Origin of the sequence: Streptomyces sp. ADI95-17 (assembly GCF_003846175.1) — a bacterium.
GTDB classification, from domain to species: domain Bacteria; phylum Actinomycetota; class Actinomycetes; order Streptomycetales; family Streptomycetaceae; genus Streptomyces; species Streptomyces sanglieri.
The window spans coordinates 732,575-753,324 of sequence record NZ_ML123050.1; the positions used below are offsets into that span (position 1 = coordinate 732,575).

Here is a 20,750-nt window from a genome sequence, read left to right on the forward strand (position 1 = left end):
GGAACCAGTCCACCCGGTTCGCGGGGGGCGGAACACGAGGCTTACGGCCCGATGGGCACGGCCGAAGGTCCCCTGTGCGGGGCGGGCGGGGACCTTCGGCCCGGGTGTTCCGGGCCGAAGGTCCCGCACCGGAGCGCGGTGCCGGGGTCAGCGCGCGGCGGCCGCGCTCGCCTCGCGGTCGCCGCGGATGCCGCCGGGACCCGGCAGGCGCGCCGGCAGCGGCTTCGGTGCGAGCGCCGAGAGGAAGGACGTCCGGCGGCGAAGCACGAATCCCAGGGACTCGTAGAGCCGGACGGCGTTGGTGTTGGAGGCGGCGGCGTGCAGGAACGGCGTCTCGCCGCGCTGCCTGATCTCGTGGGCGACGGCGTGCACCAGTCCGGTGCCGAGCCCCTGGCCGCGTACGGACTCGTCCGTGCAGACGGCGCTGATCTCGGACCATCCCGGCAGGTGCAGCCGTTCGCCGGCCATCGCGACCAGCGCCCCCTCTCGCCGTACCCCGAGGTAGGTGCCGAGCTCGACGGTACGGGGCAGGAACGGCCCCGGCCGGGTGCGCTCGACCAGTTCGAGCATCTCGGGCACATCGGCGGGTCCGAGCCGTACGGCCTCGGGGAAGGGCGCTGCCGCGACCCCGGCGTCGACGAGCTGGACGCCCTCGGCCCGGAAGACGGTCTCCCAGTCGGCGGGCGGCGGCTCGCGGAAGGCGGTGATGGTGACGGCGCCACCGGGTCCGACGAGCGCCGCCGCGTCGTCCCAGTCCTGGGCCTGTGGGTCGTCCGGGACCGCGACCCACGGGGCCACGTCCGCCCGGTACCGCAGGATTCGGCCGCGGCGCTCGGCGAAACGGGCGTGCGGGCCGGTCAGCGCGGCACGGACCGGGCGGTCCAGAGGGTGCGGCTCACCGGTGGGATCCGGCGCGCTCATGCGACGACCTCGATCACGATCTTGCCGAGGGTGTGGCCGCTCTCCACGGCACGCAGTGCGTCTCCCGCCCCGGTGAGCGGGAAGGCCCGGTTCACATGGGTGCGCAGGGCGCCGGTGGCGACGAGCTTCGCCACCTCGTCGAGGACCGCCGCGTTGCGGGCCCGCTCGACGGCCGCCCCGCCGAGCTCCACGGCCAGCGGCTTGTCCCCGGCGCTGATCAGCGCGGCCGGATCCGCGAGCAATGGGGCCACGGCCCTCAGCGTGTCGCCGCCGACCAGGTCGAAGACCGCGTCCGGGCCTTCGGGAGCCGCCGCCCGCACGCGGTCGGCGAATCCGGGGCCGGGCTCGATGTGCACCGCGCCGAGCGACTCGACGAAGTCCTTCTTGGCCGCGCCGGCGACGCCGACGACCCGGAGGCCCGCATGCCGGGCGAGCTGTACCGCCGCGGCTCCGACACCACCGCCGGCGCCGGTGATCAACAGGGTCGATCCGGGGGTGAGGCCGAGCTGGCGCACACCGTCGTACGCGGTGGCCGCCGCCACCGGCAGTACCGCCGCGTCGGTGAACGACAGCCCGTCCGGCTTGTGCGCGGTCACGGCGACGGGCAGCAGCGTGTACTCGGCGTACCCGCCGGTCACCGGGTTGCCGAAGACCTCGTCCCCGATCGCGAACCCTTCGACGTCCGGGCCGATGCCCTCGACGACTCCGGCGGCCTCGCTGCCGAAAACGGTGGGGAAGGGCTGAAGCTCGCTGCCGGGTCTGATGTACCCCGTGCGCAGCTTCCAGTCGACCGGGTTCACCCCGGCCGCCCGCACCGCGACGAGCAGCTCACCCGGGCCGGGCACGGGTACGTCCTGCTCGATGAGGGCCTCCACCTCCGGTCCGCCGTGGCGGGTGAACACGTACGCCTTGGGCATGAGCTCCCTCTCTCCTGCTGCACGGCACCGGCGGCCGGCCCGGTCGTCGGTCTCACAGCAGCAGGAAGGCCCCGGTCCGGGCACGTATTCCCCGGCGGGTGGGGCGTTCATCGGACCGCAATGATTCGAAGGGCGCCCGCACGACCGGCATCCGCACGACCCGGAGGCCGGTGATGCGGAGGTCAGTGTCTGAGGCTCTTCATCAGGTCGCGCATGTCGCTGATCATCGCGGACTGGTACGGGGAGAGATCGGAGACGTCCGGCCCGTCGCCGGACGGGGGTTCGCTCCCGTCACCGTCGTACGTCGTGTAGGCGTCGAGACCCAGCGCGAAGACCGCACCGCCCTCCAGTACCCGCAGTTCCGCACTTCCGCTGCCCTGCGTCAGCAGGTACGCGCTGTCGCCGAGGTTCGGCACCTTCTCGACCTTCACCTCGTCACCGGTGGTGATGGATTCGGTCACGCCACGCATCGCCTCGAATTCGGCCGCGGGATCGGTCCTCTTGTGCAGGGCCACGGTGATCCCGACGGAGTATCCGGTGTGCCAGCGGCTCTTGACCGGCTTCTTCGCGCCTTTCCAGGACATCGCCCGAAGGGAGAGGAAGCACCTCGCCCGGTCCAGGGCCGGATCGTTCAGCAGCTCGGGCTCGGCCCCGGACGTGGGCTCCCGCGGTGAGATCGCCGCGCCCAGCGCCTTCAGGCGCACGGTCGGGCACGGGTCCTCGTTCAGCCGGTAGCCGTGCATCTGCGGCTTCCGGTCGTCGACCGGGTACAGGTACAACGCGCCTGCCCACACGGCCGAGGCCAGCACGGCTCCGCCCAGCGCCCACCACCACGGACGGGGCGGCCGGGGTTCCCGGGCGGGTCCCCGGTCGAAGTCGCCCACCACCTCGCCCGTCCCGACCGCACCGAACTCGTCCACCATCTCCGGCTCGGAAATCATCTGTGCCCCCTCGGCCGTGCCATCCGTCCACCCCATGATGGTCCACAGAACAGCCACCGGATTCGAGGGTGCCGTACGGGAGCGGATCGCTGTCCGTACGGACGCGCTGTCCGGCCACATCGGCGGACCTGCGAAGATGTCGCGGCCCCTACGGCTGCGCGTCGCCCGGGGCGGGCCTTCGGGCGACAGCGGACGGTGGGCGCGAATGGTGGGCGCGGACGGGGCACTGGCCGCGCACGGGCGGGGCACGGGCGGGGAGATACACATGAGGACGTCGGTCGCCGTAATGCGTCGTGGGCTCCTGTTCGGCCTCCGGGCCGGAGCGGTCCCGGCGGGGATCTGCGCGGTGCTGTGGGCGGCGATCGCACTGTCCGGACTGTCCGGGGAGCCGCTGGACAGCAGCTTCGAGAAGCCCGCGGCGGGACTCGTCGCGGTGCTGGGTTCCCTCGCCGTCGGCGCGGCAGTGGGCTTGGTGACGGGCGCCGTACTGGCCGTCGCACCCCCGCGCATGCTCGGCTCCGCCCCCGCCCGTGGCCTGACCTGCTTCGTGGTGGGGGCCACGCTGTCCGCGGGTGAGGTGGTGGTGATGGACGTCTCGTCGGAGGGCGGTTACGGGCCCGTCGTCCTCGCCGTGCTGGCCATGCCGGTGGTGGGGGCCGTCACGGCGGCACGCAGCCGGTCCATCGCGGCCGCACGCCTCGGCGGTGGGGCCGTCGCCGGATACGCGGGTACGGGCGCGAGTACGAGCGCGGGTTCCCGCTCCGGTTCCCGTTCGGGCCGATGAAGCCGGCTCCTGGTCGAAGTTGCCGCCTTTCTCCCGAACCTGAGACACCGACGTCGGAACACCGTCGATTTCAACTCAACTACCGCTGGATATGCGCCGGTCGGTCCCCATTGCCCCCTCGGCTGTGGCAGGCTGGTGAGCGACCGCCCCACCGGGCTCCCCCGTACCGGTGGGGCGGTTCCGCGTTCCCGTACGTGCCCGGCCGGCACGGATACCGGATATGACGGAGGATGACGCGGGATCACGACGATTCCCGGCCAATCGCCGCCGTGTGACGTGATCAACTCCCGTTCCCACGCATGGGAATTCCCGCCTGGGGCATGCGCATAGACCTCATGGGATACGACCTGGGGAGCGTGACGGGATGACGGCGCACACTGCACGGACTGCCGGTACGGAGCGAGCGGAGGACGCTCGCTCGACACAGGCGGACGTGCCGGCCGGAGACCTCGGCGGACTGCCGTGGATCGAGGACGCGGGCAAGGTCGCCCCTTGTGACGCGCGCGAACTGTCCAGGCTGTTCTTCGGCCGTCTCCAGGTACTGGAGGAGGGAACCGCCGCCCATCAGTACGCGCGCAACACCCTCATCGAGATGAACCTCTCCCTCGTACGGTTCGCCGCCGGACGGTTCCGGCACCGGGGCGGGGGCGGCGACATGGAGGACATCGTCCAGGTCGGCACGATCGGACTGATCAAGGCCATCGACCGGTTCGAGCTCTCCCGCGAGGTCGAGTTCACCTCCTTCGCGGTCCCGTACATCACCGGGGAGATCAAACGATTCTTCCGCGACACCACCTGGGCCGTACATGTCCCGCGCCGGCTCCAGGAGTTGCGGGTGGACATCGCCAGGACCAAGGAGTCGCTGGTCACGGAGCTCGACCGCGACCCCACCGTCCCGGAGCTCGCCGAGCATATGGGCCTGAGCGAGGACGAGGTCACCGAGGGCATCGTGGCGGCCAACGGGTACGCGGCCGGTTCGCTGGACATGCCGGCCGATCCCTCGGAGGCGGGACGGCGCCACGCCCCGGGGCGCACCTTCGCCGATGTCCTGGGCGGCCCGGATCCCGCTCTGGAGACGGTCGAGAATCTGCACACGCTCGCGCCGTTGCTGGGGTGCCTCGACGCACGCGAGCGCCGCATCATCGACATGCGTTTCGGCCAGGAGATGACCCAGGCCAAAATCGGCGCCGAACTCGGCATCTCGCAGATGCACGTTTCGCGGCTGATCAGCAGAATTCTGCGGAAGCTCCGCAACGGGATGCTCGTCGAGGAGTGACCCCGGAGTTGCGGCCGTTCACTCGGCCGTACATTACGGCCGAGTGAATTCCGGCGCCGCCACCGGGCCGCTCGGCGACCCGTCGCCGGCGGCCTCCGTCGCACTGGGCAAGGAGGGTCCGTTCCCAGGTCGGAGGCGGTCCGGCGGCTGAATCGAGGGGCGGCCGGCGGTGGCGCGGCCGGTTCCGTGTGGCCCCGGCGGGCCCGGCCGGCGGTACGGCAGTGCGGTTGACGCCTGCGGGAGCCGCTGACACGCTCACCGCCATGCCCGCGACTCCGATCCTCGTCTCGCGGCGCCACGTCGATCTGGGACGCCTCGCGTCCGCCGCGTGTCGCCGCGGCTTCCGCTGCGCGCCGCTCCGTTGAGCAGCTGAGCTGCACCGGCGCCACCGCAGCGACGATTCCCGCACCCGCGTCCGGCCCCTCCGCCGGACTGCCGGGCCGCGCACACCCCCGAATCGTTCCGCTCGGAAAGGTCTCCGCCATGACCTCCGCACCCGTCGTCGAGCCGGCCTCCCCCTCCCGCGCTCCCGCGTCTGCGTCCACCGGCCCGGCCGTCACTGTCCGCAGACTGGGCGGCCGCATCGGCGCCGTGATCTCCGGTGTCCGCCTCGGCGGCGGACTCGGCTCCGCCGTGGTCTCCGCCGTCCGCGCCGCGGTCCTGGAACACAAAGTCGTCTTCTTCCGGGGCCAGGACCATCTGGACGAGGCGAGCCACGAGGCGTTCGGGCGGCTGCTCGGCACACCGGTCGCCCACCCGACCGTCCCGTCCGCGGACGGCCGTTACGCACTCGGCATCGAATCCGGCCACGGCGGCCGCGCCAACCAGTGGCACACCGATGTCACCTTCGTGCCCGCCTGTCCGGCCTTCTCCATCCTGCGTGCCGTGACCGTCCCCCCGTACGGCGGGAACACCCTGTGGTCCAACACCGCGGCCGCGTACGCCGGACTGCCCACACCGCTGCGGGCGCTCGCCGACGCGCTGCGCGCCGTCCACTCCAACGACTACGACTACGCGGCACTGCGTCCGAGCGCACGGCCCGAGGAGTTCGCCCAGCACCGCGAGGTGTTCACCTCCACCAAGTTCCGCACCGAGCACCCGGTGGTCCGCGTCCACCCCGAGACGGGTGAACGGGCGCTGCTCCTCGGCAGCTTCGTCCAGCGGATTCGAGGGGCTCACCGGCCGTGACTCCCGAGTACTGACCGAACTGTTCCAGTCCCACATAGAGCGTCCGGAGAACACCGTGCGCTGGCGGTGGCGGACCGGCGACGTCGCCATCTGGGACAACCGCGCCACCCAGCACTACGGCGTGGACGACTCCGACGACCACGACCGCAGCCTGCGCCGGGTCACGGTCGACGGCGACATCCCGGTCGGCACGGACGGCCGCCGCTCCGTGCTGCTCAGCCCGGACGAGGTCCCGGCACCGGGTTTCGGCATCGCGTCGGGTGCCTCCACCGCCGCCTGACCCACACCCACCCACACCCATCCGCGCCCCCGAGAGACCACCGTGCGAGGAACACCATGAGCCAGCCCGTCGACTCCGTCACCGCAGGCCACACCCCCGAGGACCAGGACCGGCAGGACACCGGTCCCGCCTGGTCCTTCGAGACCAAGCAGATCCACTCCGGAGCCGTCCCCGATCCGGCTACCGGGGCCCGCGCCGTGCCGATCTACCAGACGTCGTCCTTCGTCTTCCGGGACACCCAGCACGCCGCGGACCTGTTCTCGCTCGCCGAGCCGGGCAACATCTACACCCGGATCCACAACCCCACCCAGGACGTACTGGAGCAGCGGATCGCCGCCCTGGAGGGCGGAGTCGCCGCCGTGGCGCTCGCCTCCGGTCAGGCGGCCGAGACGCTCGCCCTGCTGACACTGGCCGGCGCCGGGGACCACATCGTCTCCTCCACTTCGCTGTACGGCGGCACGTACAACCTGCTGCGGCACACGCTGCCCCGGTTCGGCATCGAGGTGTCCTTCGTGGACGACCCGGACGACACCGCGGCGTGGGCCGCTGCCATCCGCCCCAACACCAAGGCACTGTTCGCCGAGACGCTGGGCAACCCGCGCGGCGACGTGCTCGACATCCGGGCGGTCGCCGACACCGCGCACGCGGCCGGGGTTCCGCTGATCGTCGACAACACCGTGCCCACCCCGTACCTGCTGCGCCCGATCGAGCACGGCGCGGACGTCGTCGTGCACTCGGCGACGAAGTTCCTCGGCGGGCACGGCACCACCATCGGCGGTGTGGTGGTGGACGGCGGGACGTTCGACTTCGGCGCGCACCCCGAGCGGTTCCCGGACTTCGCCTCCCCCGACCCGAGCTACCACGGCCTGCGCTACTGGCCTGACCTGGGGCCGGGTGCCTTCGCGGTGAAGCTCCGCGTGCAGCTGCTGCGCGACCTCGGCCCCGCTCTCTCCCCGCACTCCGCCTTCCTGCTGCTCCAGGGCGTGGAGACGCTGAGCCTCCGGCTCGAACGGCACACGGCCAATGCCCTGGCACTGGCGGAGTGGCTGGAGCGGCGCGACGAGGTGTCGGCGGTGCACTACGCCGGTCTCGCGTCGAGCCGGTGGTACGAGACGGGGCGCCGATATCTGCCACGCGGTGCCGGGGCCGTGCTCGCCTTCGAACTGCGGGACGGGGTCGAGGCGGGCAAACGGTTCGTGGACGCGGTCGAGCTGTTCAGCCACCTCGCCAACATCGGCGACGTACGGAGCCTGATCATCCACCCGGCGTCGACCACGCACAGCCAGCTGACCGAGGAGCAGCTCGCCGCCACCGGAGCGACCGCGGGGCTGGTGCGTCTCTCGGTGGGCCTGGAGAACGTGGACGACCTCAAGGCCGATCTGGAGACCGGGTTCCGGGCGGCGAAGGCGGCGTCCTGAACCGCACGGCCCCTTCCCCCGCGCTCCTCCTCCCGCCGGCCACCGGAGGCCGGCGGGAGGAGGATCCGCCCGGCCGCCGCTCCTGGGTGCCGCTGGAGCGGCCGCTGCCGTTGGAGGCGGGCGGTGTGCTGCCGGGTGTGCGCATGGCCTACGAGACCTGGGGCCGCCGGTCCCCGGACGGAGCCAACGCGGTGCTGGTGCTGCACGCCCTCACCGGTGACAGCCATGTGGCGGGGCCCGCGGGCCCCGGACATCCCACGGCCGGCTGGTGGGACGCGCTGGTCGGCCCCGGGAAGGCGCTGGACACCGAGCGCTGGTTCGTCGTCGCGCCCAATGTGCTCGGTGGCTGCCAGGGCAGTACGGGGCCGTCCTCGCACCGCCCGGAAGGGCCGCGCTGGGGCGGCGACTTCCCTTATCTGACGATCCGTGACCAGGTGGCCGCCGAGGCCGGGCTGGCCGATGCGCTGGGCATCGACAGCTGGGCGGCGGTGATCGGCGGGTCGATGGGCGGCATGCGGGCGCTGGAGTGGGCGGTGAGCCGGCCGGAGCGCACCCGGGCGCTGCTGGTGCTCGCGGCGCCCGCGGCATCGTCGGCGGAACAGATCGCCTGGGGGTCGCTGCAGACCTCCGCGATCCGCTCCGATCCGGGCTGGCGGGGCGGTCACTACCACGACGCGCCACCGGGCGGGGGCCCGCACCGGGGCCTCGGCCTGGCCCGCCGGATCGCCCATGTGACGTACCGCAGTGAGCCCGAACTCGGGGCCCGGTTCGGCGGTGCGGCGCAGCCGGACGAGCACCCCTGGCACGGCGGGCGGTACGCGGTGGAGTCGTATCTCGACCACCACGCGGCCAAGTTGGTGCACCGCTTCGACGCCGGCAGCTATGTCACGCTGACGGAGTCGATGAACGGGCACGACGTCGGACGAGGGCGCGGCGGCGTCCCCCGGGCGCTGAGCCGCGCCCGGATGCCGGCCCTGATCGCGGGCGTCGACTCCGACCGGCTCCATCTCCCCTCGCAGCAGGCGGAGTTGGCGGAGCTGCTGCCGGGTGCGGATCGGCCCAGGATGATTCGTTCGCCCCATGGTCACGACGGGTTCCTGATCGAGACGGACCAGGTCGGGCTGCTCGTACGGGAGTTGCTGCCCGTTCCGCACGGAGCCCGACCCGACTGACGCATCGTCACGGATAGGGTTGTCCGGCGGCTCCGGGGGAGGCGGCGCCGCCCGTTTCCCACGCGGGTGGGGATCAGTCGTCGTCCTGCTCCGGGGCCCGGCCCGCGTAGTAGGTGGCGATCATGTCCTCGCCGCCGTGTCCCGCCGCCTCGGCCCGTAGGAAACGGTCGGCCGACGCCGCGACCAGGTCCAGTCGCACCCCCGCCGACCGTGCCGCGTCCAGGATGAGGCGGGTGTCCTTGAGTGCGGTGGACAGGGTGAAGCTCGGCGTGAGGTCGCCGGAGAGGACGGCGGCGGACTTGCCCTGGAGATAGGCGGAGTCCAGCGGGCCGCCCTTCATGACGTCGAGGAACGACTGCGGATCGATGCCCAGCCCCTCCGCGAGGTTGAGGCATTCCGCGATGTTGTTGACCATGGTGACCACCCAGGTGTTGACCACCAGCTTCAGCCGCGAGGCCGCTCCCGGTGCCTCGCCGACCCACACCGTGCGCTGCCCGATCGCGTCCAGCACCGGATCGACCGTCGCGCGGACGGCGGAGGGGCCCGCGACGAAGACCGTCAACGTCCCTTGTTCCGCAGGCTGTTTGGTGCCGGAGACCGGTGCGTCGAGATAGACCAGGCCAAGGTCCGCGGCGCGCTGGGCGAGATCGGCGGTGGCGTCGATCCCGACCGTCGAGCTCTGGAGCAGGACCTGACCGGGGTGCACTCCCCCGGACGCGGCGGCGAGCGCGGCGGCCACGGAGGGGCCGTCGCTGAGCATGGTGACGACGACATCCGCGCCGCGTACGGCCTCCTCGGCCGTCCCGGTGACCACCGCGCCGTCGGCGGCGAGCGGGGCCGCTCTGGACTGCGTACGGTTCCAGGCGCGGACGTCGAGTCCGGCGCGCAGGAGGCTCCGGGCCATTCCCGATCCCATGATCCCGGTGCCGAGAACGGCGACGACCGGCCGGTACGCGGTGGTGTCCTCGGTGGTTTCCGCGGTGCTCGATGTCATGAGGGGGCTCCCTTCGTCGGGCCGCGCCCGGGTCGGATCGCGGCGCTGTGGTCTCTCAGGATTGCCGCAGCGCGCCCTCCAGGACGGCAGCGTGCACGGCCCTGGCGAGTCGCGCGCCCCACAGGGAGCGCGGTCCCGCGAAGGGTTCGGCGGGCGCCGGCCCGGGGGACGGGGCGGCGATGCAGACGGCGTCCGTGGGGGTGCCCGAGCAGTCCAGGCCCGCGTCCAGGAGTGCCTGGACCTTGGCCTCGGTGGCGGTGGCGACGGCGTTGACGAGTGCGGCGTCGGAGAGCGGCACGGGGAAGGTGACGACGATGTTGATCGTGCCGGGGCTCGGTGGCTCCTCGGTGCCTTCCGCCGGGGCGGCCGCCCAGCCGCGCACGCCGAGTCCGCAGGTGGCGGTCGCCGTCACGCCCGCCTCGGCGGCGACCGTGTACGCGGTGACGTCGGCGGCCGTCATCAGCCCGGCACCGGGTCCGGTGAGGTGCTCGGCGGCGGCGATCTCGGCGAGGTGCCGGTCGGGGTCCAGGCGCGGGTAGCCGCCGGGCACCTGGGCGTTGAGTATCCAGTCGCGCGGGCCGATCCCGCCGCCGAGCACGGCGCTGCCGCACACCCGCCACCCCGGCCCGAGCCGCCACACCAGATGGTGCAGCTGCGTACCGCCCTCGTGCCGGGTCAGCAGTTCGCCGCGCTGTTCGGGCAGCCGGATGCGTACGGAACTGATGGGGCACCCCCGGTGGCGCGGCAGGACGACGGTCGGCTGTTGGCCCGTCGATCATATGTGCCGGCATTTGTACCGGGGGCGGCGGTCGTGCGCACCGTGGGGGGCGGGGCGTACGCCTGCGGGAGCTACGGGCGGAGCCGCACCGGGAGCAGTCCCGTGCTGTTGCCGACGAAGCCCGGGTGGTGGGGCAGCGCGGTCTCCGGTACGGCGAGTTCCAGTTCCGGGAAGCGGCCGAACAGCTGCTCAAGGGCGACGGTGGCCTCCATTCGGGCGAGCGGCGCGCCGAGGCAGTAGTGCGGGCCGTGACCGAGCGAGAGGTGCCGGGCGGCGGTACGGCGGGCGGGCCTGGTCACGTCGAACCGGTCGGCGTCGGGTCCGTGCGCGGCCTTGTCCCGCCCGGCGGCGGAGTAGCCGGCGAGCACGGGGGTGCCCCGCGGTATGACCGTGCCGTCGAGAGTGAGGTCCCGGGTGGGATACCGGAACGGGAAGTAGCTGACCGGGCTGTCCCAGCGCAGCGTCTCCTCCACCACGTCCGCCCAGCTCACCCGGCCGGAGGTGACGAGCCTGAGCTGCTCGGGGTGGGCGCACAGCGCCCGTACGGCGTTGGTGATGAGGTTCAGCGTGGTCTCGTGCCCGGCGATGATCAGCAGGAGCAGGGTGCCGATGAGTTCGTGCGGTCCGAGCCGGCCGCCGCCCTCGTCACGGGCGGCGATCAGCGCGCTGGTCAGGTCGTCGCCGGGCCGCTCCGCACGGGCGGCGGCGACCGCTCCGAGCAGGGCCACCAGCTCGCGGTTGGCGGCCATCGCCTCCTCGGGGCCGGTATCGGTCGCGACCACCCGGCCGGACAGGTGGTGCAGCCGGTCCTGGTGCTCGGCCTCCACGCCGAGCAGCTCGCAGATGACACCCATCGGCAGCGGCAGGGCGAACCGGGAGCGCAGATCCACCGTTCCGTCGGTCTCGGCGGCGGCTCGGCCGACGCCGTCGAGCAGCTCCGCGGTCACCGTCTCGATCCGGGGCCGCAGTTCGGCCACCCGCCGGGCGGTGAACACGTTGCCGACCAGGGAACGCAGCCGTCGGTGGTCGTCGCCGTCGGCGGTGGTCATGCCCTGCACGGTGGCGAAGGTCCTGAGCGACCAGCCGTCCGGGATGCGGCCCTCGGCCAGTTCGGTGAAGTGCTGTGCGCCCTTGGCCACGTCGGGGTGGGCGAGGAATTCCTTGAGCGCGTCGTGCCCGAGCACCACCGCCCCCGCCACGTCGCCGGGGAGCACTACGGAGGCCACGCTCCCCCGGGCCAGCAGCACGGCGTTGTCCGCGTGCGGGCAGCCGCCGGCGGGGTCCAGGCGGTGCGGGGTACCGGTCATCGGGGTCTCCAGACGCTGGTGGGCCGGTGGCCGACGGACCGGGTGGGTGGCCGCCCGTTCGAACGGTGCCGATCCTACGGTCGGTGGCACCGGAGGGAGGGCATGTTCCCGGTGTTCACAACGCCTCGCGTACGGTGAGGAGTTCATGTGGGTACCGCTTGGTGATGCGCCCCGCGGGCCGGTCGTCGACCAGGCCCCGGACGGGGCCGAACAGGCCGTTGAGCGGGGCGAGGGCGGGAGCGCCGTGACCCGGGCCGGTGGCCGGTCCCAGCGCTCGTAGCACCGTTTCACCTGTCGAAGAACTCCTCGCTGCCGCCCGCCACACGGTGGGTGGTGACGGCCGCCGGCGAGAGGCCCGGCTCGACGGCCGTCACCTGACAACCGGCCGACGCGAGCGGAACGGTCAACTGTCCGGTGCCTGGCCCGGTCCTGCGCGCACTCTCCACGCTTCACCTGAATGGCCTAATGAGGGATCGGGGCGCCCACCACCGTGGCAGGCGGTCACCGCCGAACCGCCGAGCATGCGGCAGCCGGTCTCCGCGGCCCGGGAGGTTGCAGCGTCCATCCGGGTGAGGCCCGATGGAATGCGGACGCGCCTCCCCTGATGGCCCCCGCCACAGGACGCGCCCGGACGAGGAGGAATCGGTCATGGGAGCCGCTGACGGTTTCACGGATTCCGGAGAGCTCGACGGCCTGACGGTGTACGACACCGACGGCGAGAAGGTCGGCAGTGTGGGCCGGGTGTATGTCGACGACAACACCGGCCGGCCGGACTGGATAACGGTGAAGACCGGCCTGTTCGGCATGAAGGAGAGTTTCGTTCCGCTTGCCGGCGCCCGCCGCGTGGGATCCGATCTGCACATCTCGCATCCGAAGGAACGGGTCAAGGACGCCCCCCGGGTGGACGCCGACGCGCATCTGTCCGTCGCGGAGGAGGAAGAGCTCTACAAGCACTACGGCCTCGCCAGGAACACCACCGCGAAGCTGGGCGACCGGCCGGGCACGGCGAGGACGACGACGTCCGGGACGGGCACCACGGCGATGGGTGCCGCGGGAGCCGCCGGAGCCGGGGCCATGGGTGCGGCCGGCACCGGACGAACCGCCGGGTCCGGCAGGACGGACATGACGGGCACCACCGCCTCCGGTACGGGCACGGCCCGGACCACCTCCTCCGGCATGGCCGGGACCGGGACCGGCACGGGCCAGGGCAGGCACCGCGACACCGAGGCGGCCGCCGGCACCTCGCGTCCCCTCGTCGGCGCCGGGGCGGGCGCCGAACGGTCCGCCGCCGACCTGGGCGGCAAGGAGGAGATGATCCGTTCCGAGGAGCAGCTCCGCGTCGGCACCGAGCAGTACGAGAGCGGGACGGCCCGGCTGCACAAGTACGTCGTCACCGAGAACGTCACCAGGACCGTCCCGGTGACGCACGAAGAGGTGCGGCTGATCCGCGAACCGCTCCAGCCCGGCGAGAAGTCTGCGGAGCGTGCCACCATCCGCGAGCAGGACGTCGAGGTCACCCTGCACGCGGAACGCCCGACCACGCGCAAGGAGACCGTGGCCGTCGAGCGGGTGCGGATGGAGACCAAGAAGGTGACCGAGCAGAAGGAGGTCTCCGCCGAACTCCGCAAGGAGCAGATCGACTACGCGGACGACACCGGCATCGGTGGGAAGGACATGGGTGGCAAGGACATGGGAGGCGACTTCGGCCGGGGACGCCGCCGCTGACCCGCCGGGCCCACCCCACCCCACTCCACGCACCGCGGCGAACCGCCGCACCCGGAAAGAACGGGCGGACCCACGCCATGCAGTGCCGGGTCCGCCCGCTCTGCGTCGCGGCCCCCTCCACGGGGAGCCCGCCGCTCCCCGGCCGCCCGCTACGTCCCGGCCGCTACGTCCCCGTCGGCCGCCCCGGCAGGAACCGCACCGAGGGCCGCCCGTCCGGTCCGTCCGGCGTGACACGGGCGGCGACCCGGTAGACCTCGGCGATCAGCTCCTCGGTGATCACTTCCGAGGGGGTGCCGGCGGCCACCACCCGCCCCTCCTTCAGCACGGCGATCCGGTCGCAGAACATCGCCGCCAGATTGAGGTCGTGCAGCGCGATCACACCGGTCAGCGGCAGTGAGGCGATCAGCGCGAGGAGCTCCAGCTGGTGCTGGATGTCGAGGTGGTTCGTCGGCTCGTCCAGCAGCAGTTCACGCGGCTGCTGGGCCAGTGCACGCGCGATCTGGACGCGCTGGCGCTCGCCCCCGGAGAGGGTGTGCCAGGACTGGTCGCCGCGGTCGGCGAGACCGGTCCGGGCGAGCGCTTCGCGTACCGCTTCGTCGTCCGCCCCGTTCGGCGCCGACCAGGCCCTGCGGTGCGGGATGCGGCCGAGCCGCACCACGTCCAGCACGCTCAGCTCGACCTGGGTGACGGCATGCTGGTCGACCACGGCGACGCGGCGGGCGACGGTGCGGCGGCCCATCTCGGTGAGCCGCAGTCCGTCGAGGGTGACCACACCGGTCTCCGGCGCCAGGACTCCCGCCAGCACCCGCAGCAGGGTCGACTTGCCGGATCCGTTCGGTCCGATCAGCCCCACGGTGGCGCCGGGCCGCGGGGCGAGGTCGACCCCGTCGAGGATGAGGCGGCCGCCCGCCGCCCGGCTGACCCGTTCGGCACGCAGTCCCGCGCCGGCCTCGTCCGTCATGCGGTCCTCCGGGTGCGGTACAGGACCAGGACGAACGCGGGCACCCCGATCAGTGCGGTGACCACACCCACGGGCACCTCCTGCGGGTCGAGCACGGTCCTGGCGAGCGTGTCGACCCAGACCAGGAACACCGCCCCGGCCAGCGCCGTCACCGGCAGCAGCCGCCGGTGCCCGGAACCGGCGAGGGCACGGGCGGCGTGCGGCAGCACCAGACCGACGAAACCGATGGCACCGGCCGAGCTGACCAGTGCGGCGGTCAGCAGCGCGGTCGTGCACAGCAGCACGATCCGGGTGCGCGCGACATCGACGCCGAGCGTGGCGGCGGCGTCCTGGCCGAACGCGAAGGCGTCGAGCGTACGGGCGTGGCCCAGGCAGATCAGCAGGGTCGCGGCGAGCACGGCGGCGCAGACCCACACATCGGTCCAGCCGACCCCGCTGAGCGAGCCGAGCAGCCAGAACAGCACCCCGCGGGTCTGCTCGGCGTCGGCGGCGGTCATCACGACGAAGGAGGTGAGCGCGGAGAACAGCTGCATGGCCGCGACACCGGAGAGCACCACCCGGTCCGTCGTGCCGCCCAGGGTGTGGCTGAGCAGCAGTACCAGGGCGAACGAGCACAGCGCCCCGATGAACGCGCCGGTCGAGATCGACAACGCTCCCCCGCCGACGCCGAGGACGACGACCACGACCGCGCCGGTGGAGGCGCCGGAGGAGACGCCGAGGACGAACGGGTCGGCGAGCGGATTGCGGAGCAGGGACTGCATGACGGTGCCGCAGACCGCGAGCCCGGCGCCGCACACCGCGGCGAGCAGGGTGCGCGGCATCCGCAGGTTCCAGATGATGCCGTCCCGGATCGGGGAGAGCCGCGACTGGCCTCCGCCGAGGTGGGCGGCCACCGCGGACCAGACGTCGGCCACCGAGATGCGGGCGGGTCCGATGGTGACGGCGACCGCCACGGAGCCGACGAGCAGTGCGAGGCCGCAAACCCACAGGGCCCCGCCGCGCAGCCGTCGTACGCCCTTCGTGACGCTCACCGGTGCGACGGCGGCCGGTGGTGCGGTCACCGCCGTGGCACGTTCGGCCGGCGTCACCCCGCGAGCCCGAACCCGTGCAGCCCGGCGGCGACGCGTTCGACGCCCTCGACCGTCCGGACGGACGGGTTCATGGCCTGGCCGCTCAGCAGGACGTACCGCTTGTGCCTGACGGCGTCCATGTTCTTCGTGGCGGGGTTGGACTCCAGGAACTCGATCTTCTTCGCGGCGCTCTCGGCGGTCTGGGCCTTACGGGTCAGGTCTCCGATGACCAGGACGTCGGGGTTGCGGTCCGCGACGGTCTCCCAGCTGATCTGGGGCCATTCCTCGTGGGTGTCGTCGAAGACGTTCTTCGCGCCGAGTTCTTCGGTGATGATTCCGGGGGCTCCGCAGCAGCCCGCCAGGTACGGAGCCTTGGAGTCGGAGAACCAGTACAGGAGGGTGGTGCCGGAGGCGTCGATGTCCTCGGTCGCCTTCTTCACCCGCTCCCGCAGCGCGGCCACGAGCGCGTCGCCGCGCTCCGGTACGCCGAACACCCGGGCCAGGTCGTGCACTTCGCCGTAGACGCTGTCCATGGTGAGCGGCGCGGTGCGGGCTCCGTCGCCGCCGCCGCTGTTGTCCTTGCCGGTGCAGTCGGCGGGCGAGACATAGGTGGGGACGCCGAGCGATTCGAACTGTTCGCGGGGGGCGACGCCGCCCTTGGCGAGTGTCGATTCGAACGAGGCGCTGACGAAGTCCGGTTCGCGGTCGAGGACCTTCTCCGAGGACGGCCGGTTGTCCGCGATCCTGGGCACCTCGGCGTTGGCCTTCTCCAGGCCCTTCATCACCGGGTCGGTCCAGGTCGCGGTGGCGGCCATCCGGTCGGCGAGGCCGAGGGAGAGCAGGATCTCCGTCGATCCCTGGTCCACCGAAACGGCGCGGCGCGGCGCGGCATCGACGGTGACGGTGCGGCCGCAGTTCTTCAGCGTCACCGGATATCCGTCCGCGCGGCCCGGTTTCGCGGTGGAGTCACCGGCTCCGCCTCCGCAGGCGGTCAGCAGGACGAGTCCCGCCGAGAGCAGGGCGACGGTGCGGACGGGGCTGGCTATGGGCGGCACGGAGTCCCTCTGCGTCTCTGGGCCCATGCGCGGAGCCCGTTGTACGGAGTCCCGCGGCCCGGTGCCGGGTCGCGGATGCCAGCAGGTCTTCGGACTCGGGTTCGTCCGGACGGGGCGCCTTCCCGGGCACCCGAGGGTGGTCCCAGTGGCCGTGGCCCCGCCCGTCCCCCTCACCGCTGCGCGTCAGTTCCGGATTCGCACCGGATTCCCTGACCCCTAGGTGGAGTTTGACTGGCCCCGGCAAGCTATCACGTGCCTCTGTGCAGCTCACGGGCGGTGTGTGGCCGGTGGTACGCCGGGCTGTTTTCCCGTCGCACCACCTGCCTGCCGCCTGCGGAAGGGCTCTCAGGGACGCTGAAGAGCGAGTACGGCGTTGTGGCCGCCGAATCCGAAGGAATGGCTGACGGCGCGCCTGATGGGCCGCCGCAGAGGTTGCTTGGTGACGCAGTCGATGTCGAACTCGGGCGCCGGGGCGTCCAGGTTGGCGATCGGTGGTACGACTCCGCGCTGGAGCGTGAGGACGGTGAGTCCGGCCTCGATCGCTCCGGCCGCTCCCATGCAGTGCCCCAGTACGCCCTTGGGTGCGGTGACGGGAGGCCGGTGCGGGTAGACCCGGGCGATCAGGGCGGCCTCGGTGGCGTCGTTGACCGGGGTCGCCGTGCCGTGCGCGTTGACGTGCTCGACGTCCTCGGCCGTCCAGCCCGCGTCGCGCAGTGCGGCCTCCACCGCCGCCTGGGCGACCGCGCCCGACGGATGCGGGCTGATGGGGTGGTGGGCGTCGGTGGTGGCTCCGGTGCCGGCCAGCAGCGCCCGTGGGACCGCGTCCCGGGCCCGGGCGTCGTCCGTCCGTTCCAGCACCATGACGGCCGCACCCTCGCCCATGACCAGGCCGGCCCGGTCGGCCGCGAAGGGCCGGCACAGTCCGGCCGGGTCGCCGTCCCGCCGGGCCCCGGCCCCGGACCTGGCGAACGCGGCCATGGCGGCCGGGTAGACGATCGACTCGGTGGCTCCGGCGATCGCGATGTCGCACTGCCCGGTGACCAGCAGGTCGCGGGCGACGGACAGCGCGGTGGCGCCGGACGAGCAGGCGGTGCACGGCGCCATGCTGGGTCCGGTGGCCCGCATCTGGATCGCGATCTCGGCGGCGGGCATGTTCGGGATGGTGAGCAGGATGCCCGACGGTGAGGTGGCCCCGGCGCCGAGCCGGTCGAGCACGACGGCCTGCTCGGTCAGCGAGGCGGAGCCGCCGCTGCTGGTGCCGACGACCACCGCGACCCTGCTGCCGTCCCACCGGGCCGGGTCGAGTCCGGCGTCGGTGACCGCCTCGCGGGCGGCGAGGACGGCGAGTTTCACGTACTTCCCCATGCGGAAGGACGCCCGGCTGCCGATCGCGGCGTCCAGGTCGATGCCGTCGACCATGCAGGCGAAGTCGATCGCGCATCCTTCGAGCCCGGCGACGGTGCGGGCCGGTGACACACCCGCGCACACCCCACGCCAGGTGGATTCGGTGTCGTTGCCGACCGGGGTGATCATGCCCAGTCCGGTGACGGCGACGGCAGGCCTGTTCATCGGGCGTTGCTCATCGCTGCCGCGCCGCCCACCCGCGCCCCGCTGCGGGCCGCCGTGTCCATGAACCGGCTGATGTCGGCCAGCGTGGCGTCCTTGGGGAGCTGGTCGAACTCCCGGTCGCCGCCGGTCGTCTCCCTGATGAGGACGGCGAACTCGGCGACGGCGAGGGAGTCCATCTCCAGGCTGTCCATCGTGGAGCCCGGGTGGATCTCGGCGGCGGGCACTTTGAAGGTGTGTGTCAGAACCTCGGTGATCTTGGGGTGAATCGCACTCATCAGCTTTCTCTCCATCATTCGGTCCGGCTGTCGGGCCGGCGGTGACACCGTCCCGACGCCGAATCAACTGGGAGGAGTGCCTCCAGTTACGCCTTGTGCCGAACCGATTCGGCAGCGCCCTCCTCGCGCTCCCCGCACCACCGGGCCAGGACGGACGCCGTACCCCAGAAGGCCAGCAGGACAACACGCACCCCGAGGGCTCCGGCGGCCTCTCTGACCCGACGGCTCCGGACAACTGTTCCTTTCCTCGTCATGGCCATCACCGCTCGCCCCGAACCGTGTCCCGGCCCCCGCCGGTCTGCCAGAAAGCCCCCGGATCGTCGTACGCGGCCACGTAGTCGGCGCCTGCGATCGGCCAGTCGGCGAGCAGTTCCGGTGGCAGCGCGAAGGAGTCGACGAGGTCGGGCAGATGGGCGGCGACGGTGGTGATGAGCTGCTCCACCCTGTCCGGCAGGCTGTTGACCTGGTCGGCGCTCAGCAGGCCCGCCGCCAGCAGATCACCGCTGTTGCGGGCGATCCGGTCGAGCGCGAAGAGCCGTTCCAGCTCGCCGAGCCGGTCGCGGGCCGGCCCCTCGGGGAGTACGGCCACCGCCTCCGCGTACGCCTCGGCCGCCTGCCGCTGGGCGTGGGCCTCGACACCGCGCAGGGCGGGTCCGGCCGCAGCGTTCCACCGCCCCAGCGGGTCACCGTGCGGTGCGAGGCCCATCCGCTCCCGGGCCCGGACGAACCAGATCCGCTCCAGCTCCGCCAGCAGCCCGCCGAGGAAGCCCGGGTCGTCCAGATCGCCGGGCCCGTTGGACGAAGCCCCGGCGGCGGGCGCGGCGGCGAAGAGCATTTCCGCGGCCGCCTTGGCGTGGATGGCCAGGTTGTCGCCCTCGGCGGTGATGGCACCTTCCACCCCGGTGACGAGTTCGCTCATGCCGTTGTGTTCCAGGAGCGCCTGGGCTCCGCAGCGTTCGCGGCATTCAACGATCACGGACCGGGCCTGCCAGGTGATCCACCCCTTGGCGACGGCGACCAGCCGCTCGGCCTCCTCCCGTCGCTCGCCGCGCTCCCAGCGGTCCAGGGCCCTGCGGTGCAGCAGGCTCATCGCGAAGACGGTGGCCATGGCCGCGGCGAGCGGTCCGTGGTGGCTGCGGTGGGCGATCACCGGCACCCGGAGCGAGCCCCTGGGGCCCGAGATGTACCGGTGGCCGCCGTAGCGGACGGCGACGGCGAGCGTCGCGCGCGCACAGCCGACCGCGCAGGCCGCCATCGAGATCTTCCCGGAGGTGACACGCCCGATCGACGCGAGGAAGCGCCGCCTGCGGTTGTCGACGGCGCTGCTGAACTCCCCGTCCGCACCGACCCGTCCGTGGTCCCCGTCGAGCAGCGCGGCACGTCCGACGAAGACCCGGTCGAAGGAGGTCAGGCAGTGGTCCACCGGGCTGCCCGTGCGGGTGGGAAGCCTGCGGATGTGCACTCCGGGCAGCGGCTGTCCCTCGTCGGTGAGCGGCACGAGGAAGAGGAAGACCCCCTGGTCGGCGCCGTCGACGAGCAGGCGCGCGGCCACCAGCCCGGTCTTGGGGCCACCGGCCGGACCGGTGTTGGGCATGAACTTCTGCGCCCCGGCGTGCGGGGTGCACAGCACGAATCCGTCGCGCTCGCGGTCGTACTCGGCGGTGGTCTCGACGGCCGCGGCGTCATTGCCGTGTGCCACCTCCGTACAGAGAAAGGTGCCGATGCGCCGCAGCCGCAGGAAGTCCGACAGATCGCGGTGGCCGTCGCCCCCGTGGTCGAGGAGGCTGCCGAGGAAGAGGTTGTAGTGGATCCCAGCCACCGTGGTGAGCGCCGGGTCCACCGGGCCGAGCCATTCGTGCAGGGCGGCGAGGGCGCGGGGATCGGCGGCCAGCCGGGCCCCGCTGTCCAGACAGTCGTTGAGGACGCGCAGCCGCTCGTACGTGAGAGCCAGGCGCTCCTCGGTGGTGCGGTGGTCCGGGCGGCGGAAGGGCTGGGTGCTGATCAGCCGCTGCCAGAAGCCGTGCTCCCGGCGGTGGTTGCCGCCGAGGAGCACGCCGGTGAGGAGCTCCGTGGATCGTTCTGCGGAGGGGCTGTCGATCGTTGCGGTCATGGAAAATAT

19 protein-coding genes, 1 pseudogene and 1 riboswitch are annotated in these 20,750 nt (G+C 72.6%); of the genes and pseudogenes, 6 read left to right on the forward strand and 14 right to left on the reverse strand.

Features of this window, described 5'->3' with window-relative positions; all coding sequences use genetic code 11:
• Positions 1-147: 147 nt before the first annotated feature.
• The 3 genes from EES42_RS34070 to EES42_RS34080 form a co-directional block, all read right to left on the reverse strand.
• Positions 148-921, reverse strand: coding sequence for a GNAT family N-acetyltransferase (locus tag EES42_RS34070; RefSeq protein ID WP_124722059.1), 774 nt, complete (start codon positions 919-921; stop codon positions 148-150).
• The gene (locus EES42_RS34075) at positions 918-1,838 is read right to left on the reverse strand and encodes an NADP-dependent oxidoreductase (RefSeq protein WP_124722060.1); all 921 of its coding nucleotides are present in this window, start codon (positions 1,836-1,838) and stop codon (positions 918-920) included. The genes EES42_RS34070 and EES42_RS34075 overlap by 4 nt, the downstream gene beginning before the upstream one ends.
• 182 nt (positions 1,839-2,020) lie before the next feature.
• A complete protein-coding gene (locus EES42_RS34080; RefSeq protein WP_124722061.1) occupies positions 2,021-2,779 on the reverse strand; it encodes a hypothetical protein in 759 nt (252 codons plus the stop codon).
• A 34-nt stretch (positions 2,780-2,813) separates the two neighbouring features.
• Between EES42_RS34080 and EES42_RS34085 the strand changes: the two genes are divergently transcribed.
• The 5 genes and pseudogenes from EES42_RS34085 (at position 2,814) to EES42_RS34105 (ending at position 8,897) form a co-directional block, all read left to right on the forward strand.
• Positions 2,814-3,563, forward strand: a complete 750-nt coding sequence (locus tag EES42_RS34085) for a hypothetical protein (protein WP_124722062.1) — start codon at positions 2,814-2,816, stop codon at positions 3,561-3,563.
• Positions 3,564-3,927: 364 nt separating this feature from the next.
• Positions 3,928-4,839, forward strand: a complete 912-nt coding sequence (locus tag EES42_RS34090; RefSeq protein ID WP_124722063.1) for a SigB/SigF/SigG family RNA polymerase sigma factor — start codon at positions 3,928-3,930, stop codon at positions 4,837-4,839.
• A gap of 483 nt (positions 4,840-5,322) precedes the next feature.
• A pseudogene (locus EES42_RS34095) lies at positions 5,323-6,307 on the forward strand (TauD/TfdA family dioxygenase).
• A 56-nt stretch (positions 6,308-6,363) separates the two neighbouring features.
• Positions 6,364-7,725 (forward strand): bifunctional o-acetylhomoserine/o-acetylserine sulfhydrylase, encoded by a 1,362-nt coding sequence (locus tag EES42_RS34100; RefSeq protein WP_124722064.1) that lies wholly within the window; start codon positions 6,364-6,366, stop codon positions 7,723-7,725.
• Entirely contained in the window at positions 7,722-8,897 is a 1,176-nt protein-coding gene (locus EES42_RS34105; protein ID WP_124722233.1) for a homoserine O-acetyltransferase MetX, read from the forward strand. Before EES42_RS34100 ends, EES42_RS34105 begins: the two co-directional genes overlap by 4 nt.
• A 73-nt stretch (positions 8,898-8,970) precedes the next feature.
• Here EES42_RS34105 and EES42_RS34110 read toward each other — a convergent pair whose 3' ends face one another.
• From EES42_RS34110 to EES42_RS46660, 5 genes are all read right to left on the reverse strand, one after another.
• The gene (locus EES42_RS34110; protein ID WP_124722065.1) at positions 8,971-9,891 is read right to left on the reverse strand and encodes an NAD(P)-dependent oxidoreductase; all 921 of its coding nucleotides are present in this window, start codon (positions 9,889-9,891) and stop codon (positions 8,971-8,973) included.
• Positions 9,892-9,946: 55 nt separating this feature from the next.
• The gene (locus EES42_RS34115; protein WP_124722066.1) at positions 9,947-10,531 is read right to left on the reverse strand and encodes an adenosylcobinamide amidohydrolase; all 585 of its coding nucleotides are present in this window, start codon (positions 10,529-10,531) and stop codon (positions 9,947-9,949) included.
• A 209-nt stretch (positions 10,532-10,740) separates the two neighbouring features.
• Positions 10,741-11,976, reverse strand: coding sequence for a cytochrome P450 family protein (locus EES42_RS34120; RefSeq protein ID WP_124722234.1), 1,236 nt, complete (start codon positions 11,974-11,976; stop codon positions 10,741-10,743).
• Between the two features lie 115 nt (positions 11,977-12,091).
• Positions 12,092-12,259: a hypothetical protein gene (locus tag EES42_RS45160; protein ID WP_164495380.1), complete on the reverse strand. Its 168-nt coding sequence runs from the start codon at positions 12,257-12,259 to the stop codon at positions 12,092-12,094.
• Between the two features lie 4 nt (positions 12,260-12,263).
• On the reverse strand, positions 12,264-12,422 hold the full coding sequence (locus EES42_RS46660) for a class I SAM-dependent methyltransferase (protein ID WP_241196763.1): 159 nt from the start codon (positions 12,420-12,422) through the stop codon (positions 12,264-12,266).
• Positions 12,423-12,624: 202 nt separating this feature from the next.
• On the opposite strand from EES42_RS46660, the gene EES42_RS34130 reads away from it, so the two are divergent.
• A complete protein-coding gene (locus EES42_RS34130) occupies positions 12,625-13,701 on the forward strand; it encodes a PRC and DUF2382 domain-containing protein (RefSeq protein ID WP_124722067.1) in 1,077 nt (358 codons plus the stop codon).
• 163 nt (positions 13,702-13,864) lie between these two features.
• On the opposite strand, the gene EES42_RS34135 is transcribed toward EES42_RS34130, so the two are convergent.
• The 6 genes from EES42_RS34135 to EES42_RS34160 form a co-directional block, all read right to left on the reverse strand.
• Positions 13,865-14,662: an ABC transporter ATP-binding protein gene (locus EES42_RS34135; protein WP_124722068.1), complete on the reverse strand. Its 798-nt coding sequence runs from the start codon at positions 14,660-14,662 to the stop codon at positions 13,865-13,867.
• Positions 14,659-15,693 carry a FecCD family ABC transporter permease gene (locus tag EES42_RS34140; RefSeq protein WP_241196785.1) on the reverse strand — a complete coding sequence of 345 codons (1,035 nt, stop codon included), beginning with the start codon at positions 15,691-15,693 and terminating at the stop codon, positions 14,659-14,661. The genes EES42_RS34135 and EES42_RS34140 overlap by 4 nt, the downstream gene beginning before the upstream one ends.
• 53 nt (positions 15,694-15,746) lie before the next feature.
• Entirely contained in the window at positions 15,747-16,787 is a 1,041-nt protein-coding gene (locus tag EES42_RS34145; RefSeq protein ID WP_124722070.1) for an ABC transporter substrate-binding protein, read from the reverse strand.
• Positions 16,788-16,849: 62 nt separating this feature from the next.
• Positions 16,850-17,038, reverse strand: a riboswitch (cobalamin riboswitch).
• Positions 17,039-17,132: 94 nt separating this feature from the next.
• Positions 17,133-18,356 carry a beta-ketoacyl-[acyl-carrier-protein] synthase family protein gene (locus EES42_RS34150; RefSeq protein WP_124722071.1) on the reverse strand — a complete coding sequence of 408 codons (1,224 nt, stop codon included), beginning with the start codon at positions 18,354-18,356 and terminating at the stop codon, positions 17,133-17,135.
• A complete protein-coding gene (locus tag EES42_RS34155) occupies positions 18,353-18,631 on the reverse strand; it encodes an acyl carrier protein (protein ID WP_124722072.1) in 279 nt (92 codons plus the stop codon). Before EES42_RS34155 ends, EES42_RS34150 begins: the two co-directional genes overlap by 4 nt.
• Before the next feature lie 259 nt (positions 18,632-18,890).
• Positions 18,891-20,741: an acyl-CoA dehydrogenase family protein gene (locus tag EES42_RS34160; RefSeq protein ID WP_241196764.1), complete on the reverse strand. Its 1,851-nt coding sequence runs from the start codon at positions 20,739-20,741 to the stop codon at positions 18,891-18,893.
• Between the last annotated feature and the right edge of the window lie 9 nt (positions 20,742-20,750).

Bases quoted from the DNA above. Each gene is read 5' to 3' on its own strand.
- EES42_RS34155 (WP_124722072.1), bottom strand. From the start codon at position 18,631: ATGAGTGCGATTCACCCCAAGATCACCGAGGTTCTGACACACACCTTC.
- EES42_RS34075 (WP_124722060.1), bottom strand. From the start codon at position 1,838: ATGCCCAAGGCGTACGTGTTCACCCGCCACGGCGGACCGGAGGTGGAG.
- EES42_RS34070 (WP_124722059.1), bottom strand. From the start codon at position 921: ATGAGCGCGCCGGATCCCACCGGTGAGCCGCACCCTCTGGACCGCCCG.
- EES42_RS34080 (WP_124722061.1), bottom strand. From the start codon at position 2,779: ATGATTTCCGAGCCGGAGATGGTGGACGAGTTCGGTGCGGTCGGGACG.
- EES42_RS34130 (WP_124722067.1), top strand. From the start codon at position 12,625: ATGGGAGCCGCTGACGGTTTCACGGATTCCGGAGAGCTCGACGGCCTG.
- EES42_RS34110 (WP_124722065.1), bottom strand. From the start codon at position 9,891: ATGACATCGAGCACCGCGGAAACCACCGAGGACACCACCGCGTACCGG.
- EES42_RS34085 (WP_124722062.1), top strand. From the start codon at position 2,814: ATGATGGTCCACAGAACAGCCACCGGATTCGAGGGTGCCGTACGGGAG.
- EES42_RS34160 (WP_241196764.1), bottom strand. From the start codon at position 20,741: ATGACCGCAACGATCGACAGCCCCTCCGCAGAACGATCCACGGAGCTC.
- EES42_RS34150 (WP_124722071.1), bottom strand. From the start codon at position 18,356: ATGAACAGGCCTGCCGTCGCCGTCACCGGACTGGGCATGATCACCCCG.
- EES42_RS34135 (WP_124722068.1), bottom strand. From the start codon at position 14,662: ATGACGGACGAGGCCGGCGCGGGACTGCGTGCCGAACGGGTCAGCCGG.
- EES42_RS34100 (WP_124722064.1), top strand. From the start codon at position 6,364: ATGAGCCAGCCCGTCGACTCCGTCACCGCAGGCCACACCCCCGAGGAC.
- EES42_RS34090 (WP_124722063.1), top strand. From the start codon at position 3,928: ATGACGGCGCACACTGCACGGACTGCCGGTACGGAGCGAGCGGAGGAC.
- EES42_RS34120 (WP_124722234.1), bottom strand. From the start codon at position 11,976: ATGACCGGTACCCCGCACCGCCTGGACCCCGCCGGCGGCTGCCCGCAC.